The sequence below is a fragment of the Nonomuraea sp. NEAU-A123 genome (assembly GCF_018603905.1).
GTDB lineage: Bacteria > Actinomycetota > Actinomycetes > Streptosporangiales > Streptosporangiaceae > Nonomuraea.
The window spans coordinates 314,955-334,050 of record NZ_JAHFZZ010000013.1 but is presented as its reverse complement, the minus strand read 5'-3'; the positions used below and the strand labels follow the sequence as shown (position 1 = coordinate 334,050).

The window sequence follows — 19,096 nt, the reverse complement described above, 5'->3', positions numbered from 1 at the left end:
CGTCATCAAGACCACCGCCCGCGACGCCTACGGCTTCCGCAACCCAGGAAACCAGCGACTACGCACCCGATGCGCCACCACCCGAAAAGGCCGCGGACACCTCAACCCCGCTTAACTTCGAAGAGCCGTCATGGTCGAAGTCCCGGCGCCGGTGAAGTCGCCCAAGAAGTCCAAGCCGGATCCGCCGATCGAGGCCAAGAAGATCACCAAGCGTCTCGATCGCTACCTGGCCGGTCGTCCGGGTCCCGTCACGGCCATGGTCAAAGATCTCACCACCGGCCGCCTCTACCGCTATCACCGCAACGAACGCCTGATCACCGCGAGCACCGCCAAAGTGCAGATCCTCATGGCGCTCCTCCTCAAGACCCCCTGGCACAAGCTCTCGAAGGCCACCAGGCGCGACGCCGACCTCATGATCCGCTACAGCGACAACCACGCCGCCGACCGGCTCTGGCTGCGCATCGGCGGGGCCGCCGGGTTCACGAAGGCGGGCAAGAAGTACGGCCTACGGCACACTCAGGGCGTTCCGGGCAACTGCGTCGACCTGTACTGCTGGGGCATCACCAGGACTTCGGCCGAAGACCAGGTGCGCCTGATGAAGGCGCTCGTGTCGGCCAAGAGCCCGCTCCGGGCCAAGGACCGTGCTCAGGTGCTCAAGCTGATGGGCAAGGTGGTCGACGGCCAGGACTGGGGCGTGAGCGCCGCCAGGTGCAAGGGTGACCGGGTCGCGCTGAAGAACGGCTGGCTGAAGCGCGTATCCACCAAGCGCTGGGCCATCGTCAGCGTCGGCCTCATCCGTGGCCACGGCCACGACTACGCGTTGGCCGTACTGACCGAGAACAACGCCGACACCGGCCAGGGCATCGCGACCGTCGAGGGCGTGACCGAGCGGATCATGAAATCGTTCCGGTCGTGCCGTACCTGACCGAACAGGTCACACGGGGCCGGAGGTGCCGGGTGTGACCAGTCGGTAGCCCACGCCGCGTACCGTCTGGATCAGCATGTCCTCGTCGTCGCCCAGCCGGGCCCGCAGCCGTTTGACGTGCACCGCGATCGTGTTCGTCGAGGTGCTGGACCCCGAGTGCCACACGTGCCGCATGATCTGCTCGCGCGTGACCGTACGGTTCGCGTTGCTCATCAGGTACTGCAGCAGCTCGAACTCGCGCAGCGGCAGGTGCACGATCCGCCCCTCCACACGTACCTGGTAGGCCTGCGCGTCGAGCTCGACGCCGCCCACGACCAGCACCTTGTGCCCGTCTGGGGAGGCCGCGTGGATGAACGGCAGTAATTCCGGCACCCGGTACGGTCTGGCCACGCAGGCCACGGCGCCGGCGGCGAGTGCCTGTACGGCTTGCTCGGCGTGCCCCTCGCCAACGCCGAGCAGGACGGGCACGGTCCGCGAGAGCCGTACCGCGCGGACGAAGTCGACGGCGCCGATGACCGGCAGCGTGGCCGACACGAGGACCACGTCAGGCTGCAGCGCCCCGGCCTGGATCAGCCCCTGGGCTCCGTCGGGGACGCCGGTGACCGACACGCCCTCCCGTTCGAGGGCGGTGGCCACGTCCTCCACGACCCCTTCGTCAGGGTCTGCGATGAGCAGGATGGGCTTCGTTCTCGTGTCCCCGTTCACAGTTGATGCCGCCTGCTGGTGGATCATCAGCCGAAGCGCCCGGTGATGTAGTCCTCGGTTGCCTTCTCGGTGGGATTGGTGAACATGCGGGAGGTCTCGTCCATCTCGACGACCTTGCCGGGCTTGCCTTGCGCGGTGAGGTTGAAGAAGGCGGTCCGGTCGCTGACCCGGGCGGCCTGCTGCATGTTGTGGGTGACGATCACGATCGTGTAGTCGTCCTTGAGCTTGGCCATCAGGTCCTCGATGGCCAGCGTGGAGATCGGGTCGAGCGCGGAACAGGGCTCGTCCATCAGCAGTACCTGGGGCTGGACCGCGATGGCCCGGGCGATGCAGAGCCGCTGCTGCTGGCCGCCCGACAGGCCCGCGCCGGGCTTGTTGAGGCGGTCCTTGACCTCGTTCCAGAGGTTGGCGCCCTTCAGCGACGTCTCGACGACGCCGTCCATCTCCGACTTGGCCACGCGGCCGTTGAGCCGGAGCCCGGCGGCCACGTTCTCGTAGATCGACATCGTGGGGAACGGGTTGGGGCGCTGGAAGACCATGCCGATCATCCGGCGCACGGAGACCGGCTCGACGTTGGCGGCGTACAGGTCCTCGCCGTCGAGCAGGACCTTGCCCTCGACGCGTGCGCCGGGGATGACCTCGTGCATGCGGTTGAGCGTGCGCAGGAACGTCGACTTGCCGCACCCCGAGGGGCCGATGAACGCCGTGATCGAACGCGGCTCGATGGTCATCGAGACGTCCTCGATGGCCTTGTGCCCGCCGTAGTAGGCGTCTAGGCCGGAGACCTGGATCTGCTTGGACATGTGGCTTTACCCCTTATCGGCCTTTGGCGGGTGAGCGCCACCGGGCGATCAGGCGCGCCACCAGGTTGAGCAGCATGACGATCAGGATGAGCGTGAGGGCTCCGGTCCAGGCTCGATCCACGGCGGTGGCGTTGGGCCGGCCCGCCTGGTCGAAGACGAAGAGGGGGAGCCCCATCTGCGGCCCGCTGAACGGGTCGTTGTTGATGGAGTCGGTGAAGAACACGGTGAGCAGCAACGGCGCGGTCTCGCCGGCGACTCTGGCCACGGCCAGCATGACACCGGTGATGATGCCGGTCAGCGCGGTCGGCAGGACGACCTTCATGATCGTGCGCCACTTGGCCACGCCCAGCGCGTACGAGGCTTCGCGCAGGTCGTTCGGGACCAGGCGGAGCATCTCCTCGGCCGATCTGACCACGGTCGGCATCATCAGGATCGACAGTGACAGCGCCCCGGCGAACCCGGAGAACGGCTGGCCCAGGAACAGGACCCAGAACGCCAGGATGAACAGGCCCGCGACGACGGAGGGGACGCCGGTCATGACGTCCACGAAGAAGCTGATGGCCCGGCTCAACCGGCCGCCGTTGCCGTACTCGACCAGGTAGATCGCGGTCAGCAACCCGATGGGGACGGAGATGAGCGAGGCGATCAGGACCTGTTCCAGCGTGCCGATGATCGCGTGGTAGGCGCCGCCGCCCACGTCGCGGGCGCCGATGTTGCGCATCGAGTGGGTGAGGAAGTCCAGGTCGAACCGCGCCGCGCCGTTCTTGATCACCAGCCAGAGCACGGACACGAGCGGCACCACGGCAAGCGCGAACGCCAGGTAGACCAGCCCCTGGACCACGCGGTCCTTGATGCGGCGGCTGGTCGAGATGTGTTGGATCGTGGTCATGCGCCGGCCCTCGCGTACTCCTTGCGGCGGTTGATGATCATGCGGGCGGCTATGTTGACGAGCAGGGTGATGATGAACAGCACCAGTCCGGAGGCGATCAACGCGCCCCTGCCGATCGGAGTGGCCTCACCGAAGCCGTTGGCGATGTTCGCCGCGATGCTGTTGGCGTGCGGGGTGAGGATCTCGAAGGTGATGTCGAAGGTGGCGGGGAAGATCAGCGCGACCGCGATGGTCTCGCCCATCGCCCGGCCGAGGCCGAGCATCGCGGCGCTGATGACGCCGGGGCGACCGAACGGCAGCACGGCCATCCTGATCATTTCCCAGCGGGTGGCGCCGAGCGCGAGCGCCGCCTCCTCGTTCATCTTGGGGGCCTGGAGGAACACCTCGCGGGAGATGGCCGCGATGATCGGCAGGATCATGATCGCCAGGACGATGGAACCAGCGATCATGGTCTTGCCGCCGATCGCGCCCTCGCCGGCGAACAGCGGGAACCAGCCCAGGTTCTCGTTCAGCCACTGCGACGGCGTCTTGAGCAGCGGCACCAGGAAGGCCACGCCCCACAGGCCGTACACCACGCTGGGGACGGCGGCGAGCAGGTCGATCAGGTAGCCGAGCGGCCCGGCCAGGCGGCGGGGCGCGTAGTGGGAGATGAAGAGCGCCACGCCGACCGCGATGGGAGTCGCGATGACGAGCGCGAGGGCCGAGCTGAGCACGGTGCCGAACGCCAGGGCGGCGATGCCGAAGACCTGGCTGCCGTTCGGGTCCCAGACCAGCTCGGAGAAGAAGTGCCCCTTGTTCGCCTGCAGGGCGGGGATCGCCTCGCTGATGAGAAAGACGGCGATGGCCGCCATGATCCCCAGCAGGATGATGCCCGCGCCGGTGGCGGCGTAGCGAAAGGGCCCTTCACCATGGCTGCGCCGCGAGGCGGGCCGGCTCGTGGCCGGTCCGCCATCACGGGTACTGACTTTGGTCGTCATCGGTTGTTAGGAGATCGCCTCGACGGCGGTGCGGACCTTGGTGAGCAGCTCGCCCGCGAGCGGGGCGTAGCCCAGGTCCTTCAGCGCGGCCTGGCCCTCGTCGCTGGCGGTGTAGGTGAGGAAGGCCTTGACCAGCTTCACCTGGTCGGCGGGCAGACCCTTCTCGCACGTGATCTCGTAGGTCACCAGGACGATCGGGTAGGCGCCCGCGGTCTTGGTGGCGTAGTCGATGCCGAGCTTGAGGTCGTTGCCGGTGCCCTTGACCTCCGCGGTCTCGATCGTCTTGGCCGCGCTGTCGCTGTTCAGCTCGACGAACTCGCCCGCGCCGTTAGCCACCTTGGCCTTCTGGAGCTGGGAGTTGTCGGCGAACGACATCTCGACATAGCTGATCGCGCCCTCAGCGCCCTTCACCGAGGAGGCGATGCCGTCGGAGCCCTTCGCGCCCTGGCCCTTGGCCTCGGCGGGCCACGCCTTGGCCGGCTCGTACGGCCACTCGGCCGTTGCCTTGAGGAACTTGGTGAAGTTGTCGCTGGTGCCCGACTCGTCAGCCCGGTGGAATGCCTGGATCGGCGTCGAAGGCAGCTTGGCCTGCGGGTTGTCGGCCTTGATGGCCGCGTCGTCCCACTTGGTGATCTTGCTGCTGAAGATGCCGCCGAGCGTCTTGGGCGAGAGCTGCAGACCGTCCACGCCGGGCAGGTTGTAGACGACCGCGATCGGGCCGGTCACCATCGGGATGTTGATGGCCTTGCCGGTCTTGCACCGGGCGTCGGCCTGGGCGGGCTCGCCCTTGTCGTCCTTGAGGGCCGAGTCGGAACCCGCGAAGGCGACCGTGCCCTGGATGAACGACTGGACACCAGCACCGGAACCGCTGGGCTGGTAGTTCAGGCTGGCCCCGGGGTTCTTGCTCTGGAAGTCCTTCTTCCACTGGTCGATCGCGTTGGCCTGGGCCGAGGATCCGGCGGCGTTGATCGTGCCGCTCAGACCGTTGTCGTTACCCGCAGCGCTGCTGGCGCCGGCGGACGCGGTGGCGTCGCCGGCACTGTTGTTGTCTGTGCCGCACGCAGCGAGCGAGAGCGCGCCGACGACGGCGACGGCGGCGAGCCGGCCTGCATACTTCACGGTTGGGTTCCTCCCACTTGGTCCTTAGTCGCCACGAAGCTATGCAGCCAAAGTGACTCAATCCCCCTATCAAGGGTGAACGGACGGTGAACGGCCCTGGTCACCCTCATGATGGGAGCTATGACCTATCGCGTATGCCTGGTGTGCATGGGGAACATCTGCCGCTCGCCGATGGCCGAGACGGTGCTCAGGCGGACACTGGCCGAGCACGGACTCGATGAACGAGTGGCCGTCGACAGCGCGGGCACCGGCGGCTGGCACGTCGGGGATCCCATGGACGAGCGGGCTCTGCGGACGCTGACCGAGCACGGTTACGACGGCTCTGCCCACCGGGCCAGACAGTTCACCTCCGACTGGTTCGACCGCTACGACCTGGTGCTGGCCATGGACCGGGACAACCTGTCGTTCCTGCGGCGGATCGCGCCCGGTGATGTGGAGGTGCGGCTGTTCCGCTCGTTCGACCCCGCCGCGCGGGACGGGGCCGAGGTGCCCGATCCCTACTACGGCGGGCCCGAGGGCTTCGAAGAGGTGCTGCGCCTGGTCGAGGCCGCTTCCGAAGGCGTCGCGAAGCACATCGCCGATGAGATCGACTGAGGACCTCGGGGCGTCCCACGGCTGGCGGCTGCAGCGGGGCGTGCTCGACGACGGGCGTGTGGTGTTCGCGAAGACCGGAACCGTTTCTCCGGTGTTCACTTCCGAGGCGGAAGGGCTGCGGTGGCTGGGCGAGGTCATCGCCGTGCCGGAGGTGATCGAGGTCTCCCAGGATCGGCTCGTACTGTCGTGGGTGGACACCTCGTCGCCGACCGCGGCGGCCGCCGAGCGGTTCGGGCGCGACCTCGCGCGACTGCACCGCGCCGGCGCGCCCGCCTTCGGCGCCCCCTGGCCGGGTTTCATCGCCGACCTGCCGATGGACAACTCGCCCGCCGACGACTGGCCGGCCTTCTACGCCACCCGCCGGGTGCTTCCCTTCGTACGACAGGCGCGGCTGCCCGCGCGGGACGTGGCTCTCATCGAGCGGGCGGTGGCGCGGTTCGGCGAGGTGGCGGGCCCGCTGGAGCCGCCGGCGCGCATCCACGGCGACCTGTGGAACGGGAACGTGCTCTGGTCGGATGGTCGCGGGGTGCTCATCGACCCGGCCGCGCACGGCGGGCATCGGGAGACGGACCTGGCGATGCTGGCGTTGTTCGGGGCGCCCTATCTCGATCGGATCCTGGGGGCCTATCAGGAGGAGACGCCGCTCGCGGACGGGTGGCGGGGGCGGGTGCCGCTGCACCAACTGCACCCGCTGCTCGTCCATGTGGTGCTCTTCGGGGGGACATATCGCGACAGTCTGCTGGCCGCCGTCGCCCGGGTGCTGGCTCTATGAGGTGTACAGGCGCCTGAGGGGCCTCTCTACGAGCCGTTCAGGCGTCTGAGGACCTCGTCGTGCAGGATGCCGTTGGTGCAGACCAGGCTGCCACCCTCGAGGCCGGGCACGCCCGCGAGGTCCGTCCACTTGCCGCCCGCCTCCTCGACGATCACGGTGAGCGCGGCCATGTCCCATGGCGACAACTCCGGCTCGGCCGACAGCTCCACCGAACCCTCCGCGACCATCATGTGCGACCAGAAATCGCCATAGGCCCGAGTGCGCCAGCAGGCTCGCCCGAGGTCGAGGAAGTTGTCGAGCCGGCCCATCTTCTCCCAGCCGCCGAAGCTGGAGTAGGAGAACGACGCGTCCTCCAGATCGGCCACCGACGAGACGCGCATCCGGGTCGCCTTGGTCAGGCTCTTGCCGGTCCAGGCGCCGCCCTCGGTGGCCGCCCACCAGCGCTTGCCCAGGGCCGGGGCGGACACCAGGCCCACCTTGACCTGGCCGTACTCCATCAGCGCGATCAGTGTCGCCCACACGGGGACGCCGCGCACGTAGTTCTTGGTGCCGTCGATCGGGTCGATGATCCACGACCTGGCACCCCAGCCCGTCTTGCCGAACTCCTCGCCCACGACCGCGTCCCGCGGCCTGGCTCGCCGGAGGGTGCCGCGAATGGCCTCCTCGACGGCACGGTCGGCATCGCTGACCGGCGTGAGGTCCGGCTTGGTGTCGACCTTGAGATCGACCGCCTTGAACCTCCGCATGGTCAGGTCGTCGGCGTGGTCCGCCATGACGTGCGCCAGACGTAGATCATCGTTATAACCCTGCACGAAGAGCCACGCTACCGTGACTTACCTCCCGAACATCAGTCAAGCAGCCCTGCATTTCTGGTAAGTCCCGTCCACTGCCGGATGACTGTTTTTTCTGATAAGTCGGGGCAGGCCGACTTATCGGCCGCGGGGCCGACCACGGACATGGCCAAGAGGGCGCACGTCACGGCGCTCAGCCCCGTATCACCGGAGGAGCGTGCCCCTGGACAGGGCCCAGCCCTGGTCGGCGGGTGGGGCCCACCGGGCTGGCCGTAAAAGAAAACTTAAAGACTGTCGGGAGAGTCGCCTTCTCGGCTGGAGAGGAGGCGGCGGAGAGACTCCAGGCGGGCTGGTTCGGCGTGGCCCGCCGTCACCCACGCGTCCAGCGCGCAGTCGGCGTCCAGGTGTGTACACCCCTTCGGGCAGGTGATCGTGCCTTCGATGAGGTCGGGGAAGGAGGCCAGGACCGTCTCGACCGACACGTGGGCCAGGCCGAAGCTGCGTACGCCGGGAGTGTCGATGATCCAGCCGCCCTCCGGGAGCTCGAGGGCCACGGCTGAGGTCGAGGTGTGGCGGCCGCGGCCGGTGACGGCGTTGACCTGGGAGACCGCGCGGTTGGCGGCCGGCACGAGGGCGTTGACCAGGGTCGACTTGCCGACGCCCGAGTGGCCGACCATGACGCTGAGGCGGCCGGTGAGGTGGTCGCGAAGTTCGTCCAGCGAGCCGCCCTTGTGCACGACGACGTGCGACACCCCGAGCGGCTCGTACATCGCCACCAGGTCGTCAGGTCGCCCGAGGTCCGACTTGGTGAGGCAGAGGAGCGCGTCGATCTCGGCGTCGAAGGCGGCCACCAGGATCCGGTCGATCATGCGCGGCCGGGGTGGCGGGTCGGCGAGCGCGGTCACGATGACCAGTTGGTCGGCGTTGGCCACCACGGGGCGTTCGATGCCGTCGGTGTCCTCGACGTCGTCGGCCGAACGGCGCAGCATCGACGTGCGCGGCTCGACCCGTACGACCCTGGCCAGGGCGTCGGGGCGGCCCGAGACGTCGCCCACCAGGGCCACCCGGTCGCCGACGACGATGCCCTTGCGGCCGAGCTCGCGCGCCTTCATCGCGGTGACTATGGTGCGCTCGGGCTGCTTGCGCTTCTGGGCCGATCCCTTGGCGCGCTCCGGCTCGACCAGCGTGGTGTAGCGGCCCCGGTCCACGGCGACCACGAACCCCTCTACGGCGTCCTCATGCGCAGGCCGAATACGGGTCCGCGGCCGTGAGCCCTTGCTCGGCCTGATCCGTACGTCATCCTCGTCGTACTCCCGCTTTCTCAGCGGTCTACCCCCATGCGATCGATCGTGCTGTGCGCGGCCCACCCACCGTGGCGGTCAGTGGCGCCGTCCTGTCCGTACGCTGCTCCACCGCGTCGGCCTACGGGGCGGTTGTGCCCACACATCCACCCCACCATGCCGACCGCCGCGCTTCTGCCCGGACGCTCAGCCCGTTGTACCAGGACAGTGGTCATTGTTCGCCCAGCATGTTCGTCCACATCTGGACGAACTCCGGGAGGGTCTTGGCCGTCGTCGCGATGTTCTCCACCTCGACGTCCGGAACCGCCAGCCCGATGACCGCCCCGGCCGTGGCCATGCGGTGGTCGTCGTAGCTGTGGAAGACGCCGCCGTGCAGGGGGCGGGGGCGGATGATCAGGCCGTCGTCGGTCTCCTCCGCGTCGCCGCCCAGCCGGGTGATCTCGGTGACCAGGGCGGCCAGGCGATCGGTCTCGTGACCGCGCAGGTGTGCGACGCCCCGGATCCGGGACGGTGAGCTCGCCAGCACGGCCAGCGCGGCGATCGTCGGCGTCAGCTCGCCCACCGCGCGCAGGTCGGCGTCGATGCCCTCGATCCGGCCGGTGCCGGTCACGGTCAGGGAACCGGCGTCGCCGGTCGCCTCGTGCGGCGCGGGGGTCAGCTGGACCGTGGCGCCCATCGAGGTGAGCAGGTCGCGGAGGGCGTCGCCCGGTTGGGTGGTCTCGTACGGCCAGCCGGGGATGGTGACCGTGCCGCCCGTGACCAGAGCCGCGCCCAGGAACGGCGCCGCGTTGGACAGGTCGGGCTCGACGGACATGTCCATGGCCGCGATCGGTCCCGGCTCGACCCGCCAGATGTCGCGCTCGCCGTCGTCGACCGTGACCCCGGCCGCCCTGAGCATCTGGATCGTCATCTCGATGTGCGGCTGCGACGGCACGGGCGGGCCGACGTGGCGGATCGTGATGCCCTTCTCGAAGCGCGCGGCCGTGAGCAGCAGCCCCGAGACGAACTGCGACGACCCCGACGCGTCGAGCGTGACCTCGCCGCCCGCGAGGGGACCGTGGATGGTGAACGGCAGGGCGTCGTTGTCGACGCGGGCGCCCAGGGCGCGCAGGGCGTCGAGGATGGGACCCATGGGACGCTTGCGGGCGTGCGGGTCGCCGTCGAAGGAGACCGGGCCGTCGGCCAGGGCGGCCATCGGCGGCACGAAGCGCATGACGGTGCCCGCCAGGCCCGCGTCGATGCTGGCGCCGCCGTGGACCGGGCCGGGGGTCACCTGCCAGTCGACGGCGGCCGTGGTCTCGTTCGCCGGCGTCAGGGTGGCGCCCAGGGCGCGCAGCGCCGCCACCATCAGGTCCGCGTCGCGGCTGCGGAGTGCCTGGCGCACCACGCCGGGACCGTCGGCCAGAGCGGCGAGGAGCAGCGCGCGGTTGGTCACGGACTTGGAGCCGGGCAGGCGGATCGACGCGACCACGGGAGCGGTCGCGGTGGGTGCGGGCCAGTGCGGTGCGGGCATGGGTCAAAGCTTACTGGCGCTGGTGAATTTCACGGATGCCGACGCCGGACGGGCGGGCACGCGGTCGTAGGCCGTACATGGCAGTGTGGGGACATGTGCGGGAGATACGCGTCGGCGCGCAAGAAGCACGAGCTGCTGGAGGAGTTCCAGGTCGAGCTCGACGGTGACCCCGACAAGGAGCTCGGGCCCGACTACAACGTCGCGCCCACCAAGAACGTCTACGCCGTCCTCAGCCGGGTGCCCAAGGAGGCCGAGCGGGCCGTGCGGCAGTTGCGGATCGTCAAGTGGGGGCTGGTGCCGGCCTGGGCGAAGGACCCGTCGGTCGGGTCGCGGATGATCAACGCCAGGATCGAGACGGTGGCCGAGAAGCCGTCCTTCCGCCAGGCGTTCGCCAAGCGCAGGTGCCTGCTGCCGGCCGACGGCTACTTCGAGTGGATGCCGGTCGAGGGTGACAAGAAGAAGAAACAGCCGTACTTCATCCACCCGGAGGACGATGGGGTGCTGGCCATGGCGGGCCTGTACGAGTTCTGGAAGGACAAGTCGCGCGACGACGACGATCCACTCAAGTGGCTGGTGACCTGCACGGTCATCACCACCGACGCCGAGGACGAGCTGGGCCGCATCCATGACCGGATGCCGATGATGATCGAGCGGGAGCGCTGGACGGAGTGGCTCGACCCCAAGCTCACCGACCCCGAGCAGGCCTCGGGGCTGCTGGTGCCCGCCGACGCCGGGCGGCTGACGGCAGTGGCCGTTTCCACAGATGTCAACAATGTGCGGAACAACGGTCCGGACCTCATCAAACCCCTGCCACCAGGGGAGGAAACCGCTCTCCGCTAAAGGTGTAAGAGTCACGCTAAGTGGGCATCTGGTGAGGAAAGCGATGCATCCGTTCACCCGGAGTCACCGCCACACATGCCCCCTACGCGCCGGGTTGGACTTCCGGGGAGTCCCGCTGCGGCTTGCCCCCCTTCTTACCCGGAGGTGCGGATTCGTGGACGACACGACCGCTCGTGAGCGGCTGGAGAAGATTCTCGCGGACCTGGACCGATCGATCGGGGTGCTGCAGGGCGACCCCGTCGGGATCCGCGAGTATTCCGCGGCCGACGCGGGGTCCGACCTGAGCGACGCCGACCGCGCCCAGGCCATGCTGACCGTCGCCACCACACAGCGCAGGGCGGTGATCGACGCGCTCAAACGCCTGGACGAAGGCACGTACGGGATGTGCGTCGACTGCGCCCAGCCGGTGCCGGAGGGCCGGCTGGAGGCCCGCCCGGAGGCCGCGCGGTGCGTGCAGTGCCAGGGCAAGCGGGAACGCCGCCGATAGCGACACCCGGGTCACACCTTGCGGACGCTGGCCACGAGGTGGATGCCGACCGTGTCGTCGTCGTCAGGGTGCGCGTCGAGCTCGGTGCGCACCAGCCAGGCCAGCGCCCTGGCGTCGGAGCCCAGCACGTGGTCGACGGTGGAGGGCGACAGCACGGTCCGCGGTCGTACCCACTCCACCTCCAGCCCGGCGCCGGTCAGCAGCTCGCGTAGCTGCCCGCTGCTGAAGCAGCGGGTGATGCTGCCGTCGGGCCACGGCACCAGCATGACCTCGCCCGTCTGCCGCAGGTGCTGCCACTGCTCCTGCTCGGCCAGGATCGCCATGCCCAGCACCAGGGAGTCGACGCAGACCAGCGCCCGCCCGCCGGGCCGCAGCACCCGGGCCACGTCGTCCATCGCCGATTCGGCCATGAGCTCGATCGACATGGCGCGTTCCTCGGCGACCACCGCGTCCACGCTCTCGTCGGGCAGGAACGTCAGGTCGTCGGCGCGTACGTGGCGCACGCGCCCGGCGTCGCGCAGCCGCGCCTGCGGGTCGGCCGTCAGCGGAGCGGCCAAGGAGGAGGCCAGCGAGGCGGTGCGGCGGAAGTCGACCAGCTCGATCACCCGATGCCCGGCTCTGGCGGCCTGCCCGGACCAGCGCCCCCGGCCGCCGGACAGGTCGAGCACGACGGAGGGTTTGTCGGGGAGCCACCGGGTCAGCTGCTCGGCGACAACGGCGCGGTAGAAGGTCCAGTACGGCCCGAGCGTCCCTGAGCCGTTCAGTTCCTCGGCCGGAATGGGCAGCACACGCGACTCCTGGGTCCGGGAAAATGGCTACCAGCCGGTACGTATCGTTATCCCCGCACCGGGTTGTTCGTCACCTTCTATCTTGCGGGAACAGACGCGGGCGCGGGCGTGTTGCGACGTGCATGCTCACATTGCTCGAACCCCTCCCCAGTGACGGACCAGTCCGTGACGAGCGGGTATTCTCCCCTGAATACGGTGTACCGCCACAGTCGGCCACCGGTGATCTTAGGGGGGTGGGTCCGGTGCCCGCGACAGGCGCGGAGACTCTGGAACAGCGAAGTGAGCGGTTCGAGCGCGAAGCCATGCCTTACCTCGAGCAGCTCTACTCCGCGGCGCTCCGGATGACCCGGAACCCAGCGGACGCGGAGGACCTGCTACAGGAGACCTTCGCCAAGGCGTTCGCGTCGTTCCACCAGTTCCAGGAAGGTACGAACCTCAAGGCGTGGCTCTACCGGATCCTGACGAACACCTTCATCAACAGCTATCGCAAGAAACAGCGCGAGCCCAAGCAGTCGGGCACCGAGGAGATCGAGGACTGGCAGCTCGCCCGCGCTGAGTCGCATACGTCGAGCGGCCTGAAGTCGGCCGAGGTCGAGGCGCTCGAACACCTCCCCGACGGTGATATCAAGCAGGCCCTGGCGGTTCTGCCCGAGGAGTTCAGGATCGCGGTCTACCTGGCCGACGTCGAGGGCTTCCCGTATAAAGAGATCGCCGACATCATGGGGACCCCGATCGGTACCGTGATGTCCAGGCTGCACCGCGGTCGCAGGCAGCTCCGTGGACTTCTCGAAGACTATGCTCGCGAGCGTGGCCTGGTCCCGGCGGAGGGATCGAAATGAGCTGTGGCAACCCGCACGACACCGACTGTCGTGAAGTGCTGGACAAGGTCTACTCCTACCTCGACGGAGAGCTGACCGAGGGCGACGTGGTGGAGATCCGCGTGCACCTCGAGGAGTGCAGTCCCTGTCTGAAGGAGTACGACCTCGACAAGGCGATCAAGGCGCTCGTGGCCAAGCACTGCGGCTGTGACCCGGTGCCCGGCGACCTCCGCTCCAAGGTGCTGGCCCGCATCGCGCAGGTGCGGTCGGAGCTGTCCGACTAAGATTCCCCCATGCGCGTGCTTGTCACCGGGGGTGCCGGATTCATCGGGTCGAATCTCGTCGACCGTCTGCTGGCGGAAGGGCACGACGTCGCGGTCGTGGACGACTTCTCGTCCGGCCGCAGGGACAACCTGGCCGAGGCGGCCACACACGACCGCTTCCGCCTGCATGAGCTGGACGTCCGCGATCCGGCTGTGATCGCGCTGGCCGCCGAGCTGCGGCCCGAGGTCATCTGCCATCTCGCCGCGCAGATCAGCGTGCGCAAGAGCGTCGCCGACCCGGTCCACGACGCCAGTGTGAACGTCCAGGGCACCGCCTCGGTCCTGACCGCCGCGCGCGAGGGCAACGTCCGCAAGGTGGTGTTCGCCTCCTCCGTCGCCGTCTACGGCCGGCCCGCCACGATCCCGGTGCCCGGCGACGCCGCCACCGACCCGCGCTCGCCGTACGCGGCCTCCAAGCTGAGCGGCGAGACCTATCTCGCCACGTTCCGCGCGCTCTACGGCATCGAGTACACCACCCTCGTGCTGTCCAACGTCTACGGCCCGCGCCAGTCGCCCGAAGGCGAGGCCGGAGTGGTGGCTATCTTCACCGACGGCCTGCTCAGCGGCACGCCCACGGTGCTCTACGGCGACGGCACGCAGACCCGCGACTACATCTACGTCGAGGACGTGGTCGACGGCTTCGTCAAGGCCTGCGGGGCCGACGGCAACGGGCGCAGGTTCAACCTCGGCACCGGCATCCAGACCACCGACCGCAAGCTGCACTCGCTGATCGCCGACGCGGCCAACGCGCAGGACAAGCCAGGGTTCGCGCCGCCGCGCGTGGGTGACCTGCCGGCCATGGCGGTCGACCCGGTGCCGGCCTGCGACGGGCTCGGCTGGCAACCGCGCACCGACCTGGCGACCGGGCTGAAGAACACCGTCAAATGGGCCGTTCGTCGCCCCAGGTAGTGGATTGATTACGCTTTGCTTGCGATTCTCGACTCTGGCCCTGCGCTGACCGCGCCTTCTGTAGCGTGACCCACAGGAGTCGACGTAAGAAGTCGGCGTGGAGGCGGGAAGATGCTGAAGGCTATGATCGCCCGGCTGATCGCGGCCGCGGTGCTGATCACTCCTGTGATGACACTGTTGATGAGCGGGGGCGGGGCCCTGCCGACCGGGGTCTCCTGGACCTGAGCACCCTGGGGGGCCGCAATGCGTGATCTGCCGTGGCCTGCGAAGGTCTACCTCATCGCCGTCATCGGCGCGGCGACCATCCTCATCGGGCGTAGCGTGATCACTTCCGGGCGGCTGGTGGCGCCCGGCGATCTGGGCATCCTGCTGGTGCTCGCGCTGCTGTTCCTGGTCTGCGAGTCGATGCCGACGTTGCTGAACGTGGAGCAGTTCGCGGTGTCCGTGAGCTTCTCTGCGGCTCTGGCCGCTGTCGTCCTGATCGGTCCAGAAGGGGCCGCTCTGGTGGGGTTCACCGCGGTCTTCAGCGTGCGTCCTGGCCTGCCGTTGATCAAGCGGCTGTTCAACGGGGCGCAGTTCGCGATCTGCGGCTACGCGGCCGGCTGGGTCTACCAGGGGTTGGGCGGCGTCTCAGGGGTGCCGGGGGTCAACGTCTTCGACGACCTCATCGGCCCCTACGCGGCGGCCACGGGTGTGTTCGTGCCGCTCAACATCATGCTCACGCTGACCATGATCCGGCTGGCGACCCGGGTGCGGGCCATGGAGGTGCCGCTGCGGGGCATGGTCCAGTTCCTGCTGTCCTACCTGGGTTACGGCACGTTCGGGCTGCTGGTGGCGGGGCTCTGGGCGACCGTGCAGTCGATCTCGGCGGTGCTGGTGCTGCTGCCGCTGTTCGTCGCCCGCTGGGCGTTCGGCCAATATCACGCGCAGCAGCGCTCCTACGACGCCACGATCGCCGCGCTCTGCCAGGCGGTCGAGACGAAGGACTACTACACCCGGGGCCACTGCACCCGCGTCTCGCTCGCCTCCTCGATGATCGCCCAGGAGATCGGCATGGGCCTGGAGCGGCTGCGCGCCATCCGCTACGCGGGCATGCTGCACGACGTGGGCAAGCTCGGCGTGCCGACCAAGGTGCTGCAGAAGGAGGGGCCGCTGACCGAGGAGGAGTTCGCCGCGATCCAGCTCCATCCGATGCGCGGGCTGGAGATCGTCCGCGGCATCGACTTCCTCGACGAGGCGTACGCCGGGATCATGCACCACCACGAGCGCCACGACGGCAAGGGCTACCCGATGGGGCTCGCGGCCGACGAGATCCCCGAGTTCGCCCGGATCATCGCGGTGGCCGACGCGTTCGACTCGATGACCTCCGACCGCTCCTACCGCCACGCCCGCTCGGTCGAGGTGGCCGTCGACGAGCTGCGCAAGAACGCGGGCCGCCAGTTCGACCCGGTCATGGTGGCGGCCTTCGCCAGGGCGCTCGAACGCGACCCGTGGCAGCCGCCGCGCCGCGTCGAGCCGCCGCCACCCGAGGCGACCGAGACCCCGATCAAGGACCATGACGACCCGACCAGGCCGATCGAAGTGGTGAGCGGGCCTTGACGCGTGCCTTGCAGAGCCTCGACTCCGGGCAGCTACTGCTCATCTGCGGGGCGGGACTGGTGGCCGTGGCCGGCGTCGCGCACACGTCGGCCGTGGGGCTCGACCGGCCCGAGATCGCGATCGGGTTCGGCGCGCTGATCGCGGTCGGCGAGCTGGCCCGGCTCACCATGCCGGGCAACAGGGAGGTGGCGCCCATCGGCGCCGCAGCCGCGCTCGGCTACACGCTGCTGCTCGACCTCAGCGACAACCCGCTGCGCCACACCGCGCTCCAGGTGGTGGCCGTGATCGCGGTCGGCATGATCGCGGGCGCGCTGCCGCACCTGGCGGTCGGCCGCCCGCCACGCCTCGACGCCATGGCGCGCCGCCTGCTGACCGGGGCGCTGCTCGCCTTCGCCTTCCGTCCGCTCGCCGACCCTCTTTACCAGCTCACCCGGCAGGACCCGCCGACGTGGTGGCCCGCGCTCGGCGTCATGGTCACGCTCATCACGCTCACTCTGCTGATCGACGTGCTGATCGCGGCCCTGCTCAGGGCCGAACAGGTGCGCACCGCCTTCAGGGTGGCCGTGCGCGACGAGATCAACATGGCCTTTCCGCTCGGCGCCGCCGTGGCCGCGTCCGGCGTGCTGCTCGCGCTGGCCACCCACAGCATGGACCTGGTGGCGCTGCTGGTCTTCGCCGCGCCGTTGCTGGTCACGCAGGTGGCCTTCCGCAAGTACGCCGGGATCCGCGCCACCTACCTGCAGACCGTGCGAGCCCTGTCACGGGTCACGGAGGTCGGCGGCTACGTCGAGCCCGGCCACTCGCGCCGCGTGAGCCGCCTGGCCGTGGCGGTCGGCAGGGAGCTGGGCATGGCGGAGCCGGAGCTGCTGGAGCTCGAATACGCCGCGCTCATGCACGACATCGGCCAGCTGTCCTTGAGCGATCCCATCCCGGGTGGCGCGACCGTGCTCGCCGACCCCGCCCAGGCGCGCCGCATCGCCGAGCTGGGGGCCGAGGTGATCAAGCAGACGGGCGTGCTCGACCGGGTGGCCGAGCTGGTACGCCGTCAATGCGACCAGATCGCCGAGGACCCGCCGCTGTCCAGCCGGATCATCAAGGCGGCCAACGCCTACGACGACCTGGTCGGCGGCTCCGCTGACCGCGATCGCGGGGGTGCGGCACTCGAGCGGCTGCGGCTGGCCGCCGGCACCGCGTACGATCCCGACGCGATCGAGGCGATGACGCGCGTCGTCGATCGGCTCGGCGTCCACAAACTCTGAAAAGCCGTAAACGCCCATCCAGTACGGCAAGCCCGGCAAGACCCACCCGCCGACCGTGGCCGGGCGCCTCCAGGAACACGGCCGCTGACCCCGCACGTGGCCGGCCGCCGTGACGAGACGGTGAGACCGGCGCCGTGGGCAACCTTGCCTGTAGGTCCTACGCAGAGGGAGCCGGCCCTGACGCGTGTCCAGGGGCTGGCACTTGTAGGGTTTCCACAGAAGCGGCTCGCCGGATCCGTTGTTTAGCGGGAAAAGGTGCGGGGCCCCGCGGTCGTAGGGTGGGCGGGTGCTTATCGACACACTGGGTTCTGTTCTGGTCGCCAATCGAGGGGAGATCGCCCGGCGGATCATCCGGACGGTCAAGCGGCTGGGCCTACGGGCCATCGCCGTCTACTCCGAGGCCGATGCGGATCTCCCGTTCGTGCGCGAGGCCGACGAGGCCGTGTTGATCGGGCCGGCCAACCCTCAGTTGAGCTACCTGGATGCCGCGAAGGTGCTGGAGGCGGCTCGAGCCACCGGGGCGCGGGCGATTCATCCGGGTTATGGGTTTCTCGCGGAGAATGCGGCGTTCGCCCGAGCGGTGATCGATGCCGGGATGGTGTGGATCGGCCCGGCCCCCGAGGCCATCGATCAGATGGGCGACAAGATCAATGCCCGGAATCTGATGGAAGACGCGGGTGTGCCCGTGGCGACCGGCACCCGGGAGCCCGTCACCGATCTGGAGCTCGCGCTGCGGGCGGCGGCCCGGATCGGCTATCCGGTCATGGTCAAGACCGCCGGCGGTGGCGGTGGCATCGGGATGAGCGTCGCTCACGACGACGAGGGGCTGGCGAAGGCGTTCGAGCAGGCCGCCCGGGCGGCGGCGAGGTTCGCCTCGGGTGACGTCCTCGCCGGGCCCGCCATCCTGCTGGAGCGCTACATCGAGCGGGCCCGCCACGTCGAGGTGCAGATCCTCGGCCGGCCCGACGGCACCGTCGTGGCCCTGGGCGAGCGCGACTGCTCCGTGCAGCGCCGCCACCAGAAGGTCGTCGAGGAGTCGCCGTCGCCCGGCATCACGCCCGAGTTGCGCGAGCGCATGCTGGCCGCGGCCGTGCGGGCCGGCGAGGCCGTCGGCTACCTGGGCGCGGGCACCGTGGAGTGCCTGGTCGACGCCGACAAGCAGGACTTCGTGTTCCTGGAGATGAACACCAGGCTCCAGGTGGAGCACCCGGTCACCGAGCTGGTCACCGGGCTGGACCTGGTCGAGCTGCAGCTGCGGGTGGCGGCGGGCGAGAGTCCCGAGGTGCGGCCGGAGACCAGCGGCCACGCCATCGAGTTCCGCGTCTACGCCGAGGACCCGAAGAGGTTCTTCCCAGGGCCCGGCAAGATCTCCGCATGGCGAGAGCCGGTCGGCGAGGGCGTCCGGGTGGACTCCGGCTATGAGGAGGGCAACACGGTCACGCCGTTCTACGATCCCCTCATGGCCAAGCTCTGCGTCTTCGGCGCGAGCCGGGCCGAGGCGCTGCGGGCCGGTCGCGAGGCGGTCGCGGGTTTCGTCGTCGAAGGACCCAAGAACAACCTACCGTTCTGTGCCGAGCTGCTGGACGACGCGGAGTTCGTCAGCGGCGACTATGACACGGGCTTGGTCGGGCGGATGCGCGCCTAGCGCACATGGCATTGTTAGCTCATTGGAAGAGGGGAGTCG

At 69.2% G+C, this 19,096-nt stretch carries 20 protein-coding genes; 11 read left to right on the top strand and 9 right to left on the bottom strand.

Features of this window, described 5'->3' with window-relative positions; genetic code table 11:
* Positions 1–130 precede the first annotated feature (130 nt).
* Positions 131–925 carry a serine hydrolase gene (locus tag KLK06_RS36565; protein ID WP_214640181.1) on the top strand — a complete coding sequence of 265 codons (795 nt, stop codon included), beginning with the start codon at positions 131–133 and terminating at the stop codon, positions 923–925.
* 9 nt (positions 926–934) lie between these two features.
* Here the strand turns inward: KLK06_RS36565 and KLK06_RS36560 are convergent, their stop codons facing one another.
* The 5 genes from KLK06_RS36560 to pstS are packed head-to-tail and all read right to left on the bottom strand — an operon-like array spanning position 935 to position 5,418.
* A complete protein-coding gene (locus KLK06_RS36560) occupies positions 935–1,657 on the bottom strand; it encodes a response regulator transcription factor (RefSeq protein ID WP_214640180.1) in 723 nt (240 codons plus the stop codon).
* Positions 1,657–2,433 carry a phosphate ABC transporter ATP-binding protein PstB gene (gene pstB / locus KLK06_RS36555; RefSeq protein ID WP_214640179.1) on the bottom strand — a complete coding sequence of 259 codons (777 nt, stop codon included), beginning with the start codon at positions 2,431–2,433 and terminating at the stop codon, positions 1,657–1,659. Before pstB ends, KLK06_RS36560 begins: the two co-directional genes overlap by 1 nt.
* A 13-nt stretch (positions 2,434–2,446) precedes the next feature.
* Entirely contained in the window at positions 2,447–3,322 is an 876-nt protein-coding gene (pstA, locus tag KLK06_RS36550; RefSeq protein WP_214640178.1) for a phosphate ABC transporter permease PstA, read from the bottom strand.
* On the bottom strand, positions 3,319–4,299 hold the full coding sequence (gene pstC, locus KLK06_RS36545; protein ID WP_214640177.1) for a phosphate ABC transporter permease subunit PstC: 981 nt from the start codon (positions 4,297–4,299) through the stop codon (positions 3,319–3,321). The genes pstA and pstC overlap by 4 nt, the downstream gene beginning before the upstream one ends.
* A gap of 6 nt (positions 4,300–4,305) precedes the next feature.
* Positions 4,306–5,418: a phosphate ABC transporter substrate-binding protein PstS gene (pstS, locus tag KLK06_RS36540; protein ID WP_214640176.1), complete on the bottom strand. Its 1,113-nt coding sequence runs from the start codon at positions 5,416–5,418 to the stop codon at positions 4,306–4,308.
* A gap of 120 nt (positions 5,419–5,538) precedes the next feature.
* Between pstS and KLK06_RS36535 the strand changes: the two genes are divergently transcribed.
* Both KLK06_RS36535 and KLK06_RS36530 read left to right on the top strand, forming a co-directional pair.
* The gene (locus KLK06_RS36535; protein ID WP_250906548.1) at positions 5,539–6,012 is read left to right on the top strand and encodes a low molecular weight protein-tyrosine-phosphatase; all 474 of its coding nucleotides are present in this window, start codon (positions 5,539–5,541) and stop codon (positions 6,010–6,012) included.
* Positions 5,999–6,784: a fructosamine kinase family protein gene (locus KLK06_RS36530; protein ID WP_214640175.1), complete on the top strand. Its 786-nt coding sequence runs from the start codon at positions 5,999–6,001 to the stop codon at positions 6,782–6,784. Before KLK06_RS36535 ends, KLK06_RS36530 begins: the two co-directional genes overlap by 14 nt.
* A gap of 26 nt (positions 6,785–6,810) precedes the next feature.
* Here the strand turns inward: KLK06_RS36530 and hisN are convergent, their stop codons facing one another.
* The 3 genes from hisN to aroA all read right to left on the bottom strand — a co-directional run bounded on the left by hisN (position 6,811) and on the right by aroA (position 10,389).
* Positions 6,811–7,596: a histidinol-phosphatase gene (gene hisN / locus KLK06_RS36525; protein ID WP_214640174.1), complete on the bottom strand. Its 786-nt coding sequence runs from the start codon at positions 7,594–7,596 to the stop codon at positions 6,811–6,813.
* Positions 7,597–7,859: 263 nt separating this feature from the next.
* Positions 7,860–8,900 carry a ribosome small subunit-dependent GTPase A gene (gene rsgA / locus KLK06_RS36520; RefSeq protein WP_214640211.1) on the bottom strand — a complete coding sequence of 347 codons (1,041 nt, stop codon included), beginning with the start codon at positions 8,898–8,900 and terminating at the stop codon, positions 7,860–7,862.
* Positions 8,901–9,087: 187 nt separating this feature from the next.
* Positions 9,088–10,389: a 3-phosphoshikimate 1-carboxyvinyltransferase gene (aroA, locus tag KLK06_RS36515; RefSeq protein ID WP_214640173.1), complete on the bottom strand. Its 1,302-nt coding sequence runs from the start codon at positions 10,387–10,389 to the stop codon at positions 9,088–9,090.
* A 93-nt stretch (positions 10,390–10,482) separates the two neighbouring features.
* On the opposite strand from aroA, the gene KLK06_RS36510 reads away from it, so the two are divergent.
* Positions 10,483–11,229, top strand: coding sequence for an SOS response-associated peptidase (locus KLK06_RS36510; protein WP_214640172.1), 747 nt, complete (start codon positions 10,483–10,485; stop codon positions 11,227–11,229).
* 154 nt (positions 11,230–11,383) lie between these two features.
* Positions 11,384–11,716, top strand: coding sequence for a TraR/DksA C4-type zinc finger protein (locus tag KLK06_RS36505; RefSeq protein WP_214640171.1), 333 nt, complete (start codon positions 11,384–11,386; stop codon positions 11,714–11,716).
* An 11-nt stretch (positions 11,717–11,727) separates the two neighbouring features.
* Here KLK06_RS36505 and KLK06_RS36500 read toward each other — a convergent pair whose 3' ends face one another.
* Complete coding sequence (locus tag KLK06_RS36500; protein ID WP_214640170.1) at positions 11,728–12,504, bottom strand: class I SAM-dependent methyltransferase; 777 nt, start codon at positions 12,502–12,504, stop codon at positions 11,728–11,730.
* Positions 12,505–12,737: 233 nt separating this feature from the next.
* Here KLK06_RS36500 and KLK06_RS36495 point away from each other — a divergent pair, with 233 nt between their 5' ends.
* The 6 genes from KLK06_RS36495 (at position 12,738) to KLK06_RS36470 (ending at position 19,057) form a co-directional block, all read left to right on the top strand.
* Positions 12,738–13,343 (top strand): sigma-70 family RNA polymerase sigma factor, encoded by a 606-nt coding sequence (locus KLK06_RS36495; protein WP_214640210.1) that lies wholly within the window; start codon positions 12,738–12,740, stop codon positions 13,341–13,343.
* Positions 13,340–13,606 carry a mycothiol system anti-sigma-R factor gene (gene rsrA / locus KLK06_RS36490; RefSeq protein WP_214640169.1) on the top strand — a complete coding sequence of 89 codons (267 nt, stop codon included), beginning with the start codon at positions 13,340–13,342 and terminating at the stop codon, positions 13,604–13,606. The genes KLK06_RS36495 and rsrA overlap by 4 nt, the downstream gene beginning before the upstream one ends.
* 9 nt (positions 13,607–13,615) lie before the next feature.
* The gene (locus tag KLK06_RS36485) at positions 13,616–14,554 is read left to right on the top strand and encodes an NAD-dependent epimerase/dehydratase family protein (protein WP_214640168.1); all 939 of its coding nucleotides are present in this window, start codon (positions 13,616–13,618) and stop codon (positions 14,552–14,554) included.
* A gap of 243 nt (positions 14,555–14,797) precedes the next feature.
* Positions 14,798–16,153 (top strand): HD-GYP domain-containing protein, encoded by a 1,356-nt coding sequence (locus KLK06_RS36480; protein WP_214640167.1) that lies wholly within the window; start codon positions 14,798–14,800, stop codon positions 16,151–16,153.
* Positions 16,150–17,412, top strand: coding sequence for an HD-GYP domain-containing protein (locus KLK06_RS36475; protein ID WP_214640166.1), 1,263 nt, complete (start codon positions 16,150–16,152; stop codon positions 17,410–17,412). Before KLK06_RS36480 ends, KLK06_RS36475 begins: the two co-directional genes overlap by 4 nt.
* Before the next feature lie 286 nt (positions 17,413–17,698).
* Positions 17,699–19,057: an acetyl/propionyl/methylcrotonyl-CoA carboxylase subunit alpha gene (locus KLK06_RS36470; protein ID WP_214640165.1), complete on the top strand. Its 1,359-nt coding sequence runs from the start codon at positions 17,699–17,701 to the stop codon at positions 19,055–19,057.
* The last annotated feature ends 39 nt before the right edge of the window (positions 19,058–19,096 follow it).

What these genes read in the sequence shown, in the direction of transcription:
- KLK06_RS36565 (WP_214640181.1), top strand. Translation starts at nt 131, where the DNA reads ATGGTCGAAGTCCCGGCGCCGGTGAAGTCGCCCAAGAAGTCCAAGCCG.
- KLK06_RS36560 (WP_214640180.1), bottom strand. Translation starts at nt 1,657, where the DNA reads ATGATCCACCAGCAGGCGGCATCAACTGTGAACGGGGACACGAGAACG.
- pstB (WP_214640179.1), bottom strand. Translation starts at nt 2,433, where the DNA reads ATGTCCAAGCAGATCCAGGTCTCCGGCCTAGACGCCTACTACGGCGGG.
- pstA (WP_214640178.1), bottom strand. Translation starts at nt 3,322, where the DNA reads ATGACCACGATCCAACACATCTCGACCAGCCGCCGCATCAAGGACCGC.
- pstC (WP_214640177.1), bottom strand. Translation starts at nt 4,299, where the DNA reads ATGACGACCAAAGTCAGTACCCGTGATGGCGGACCGGCCACGAGCCGG.
- KLK06_RS36535 (WP_250906548.1), top strand. Translation starts at nt 5,539, where the DNA reads ATGACCTATCGCGTATGCCTGGTGTGCATGGGGAACATCTGCCGCTCG.
- KLK06_RS36530 (WP_214640175.1), top strand. Translation starts at nt 5,999, where the DNA reads ATGAGATCGACTGAGGACCTCGGGGCGTCCCACGGCTGGCGGCTGCAG.
- aroA (WP_214640173.1), bottom strand. Translation starts at nt 10,389, where the DNA reads ATGCCCGCACCGCACTGGCCCGCACCCACCGCGACCGCTCCCGTGGTC.
- KLK06_RS36510 (WP_214640172.1), top strand. Translation starts at nt 10,483, where the DNA reads ATGTGCGGGAGATACGCGTCGGCGCGCAAGAAGCACGAGCTGCTGGAG.
- rsrA (WP_214640169.1), top strand. Translation starts at nt 13,340, where the DNA reads ATGAGCTGTGGCAACCCGCACGACACCGACTGTCGTGAAGTGCTGGAC.
- KLK06_RS36485 (WP_214640168.1), top strand. Translation starts at nt 13,616, where the DNA reads ATGCGCGTGCTTGTCACCGGGGGTGCCGGATTCATCGGGTCGAATCTC.
- KLK06_RS36480 (WP_214640167.1), top strand. Translation starts at nt 14,798, where the DNA reads ATGCGTGATCTGCCGTGGCCTGCGAAGGTCTACCTCATCGCCGTCATC.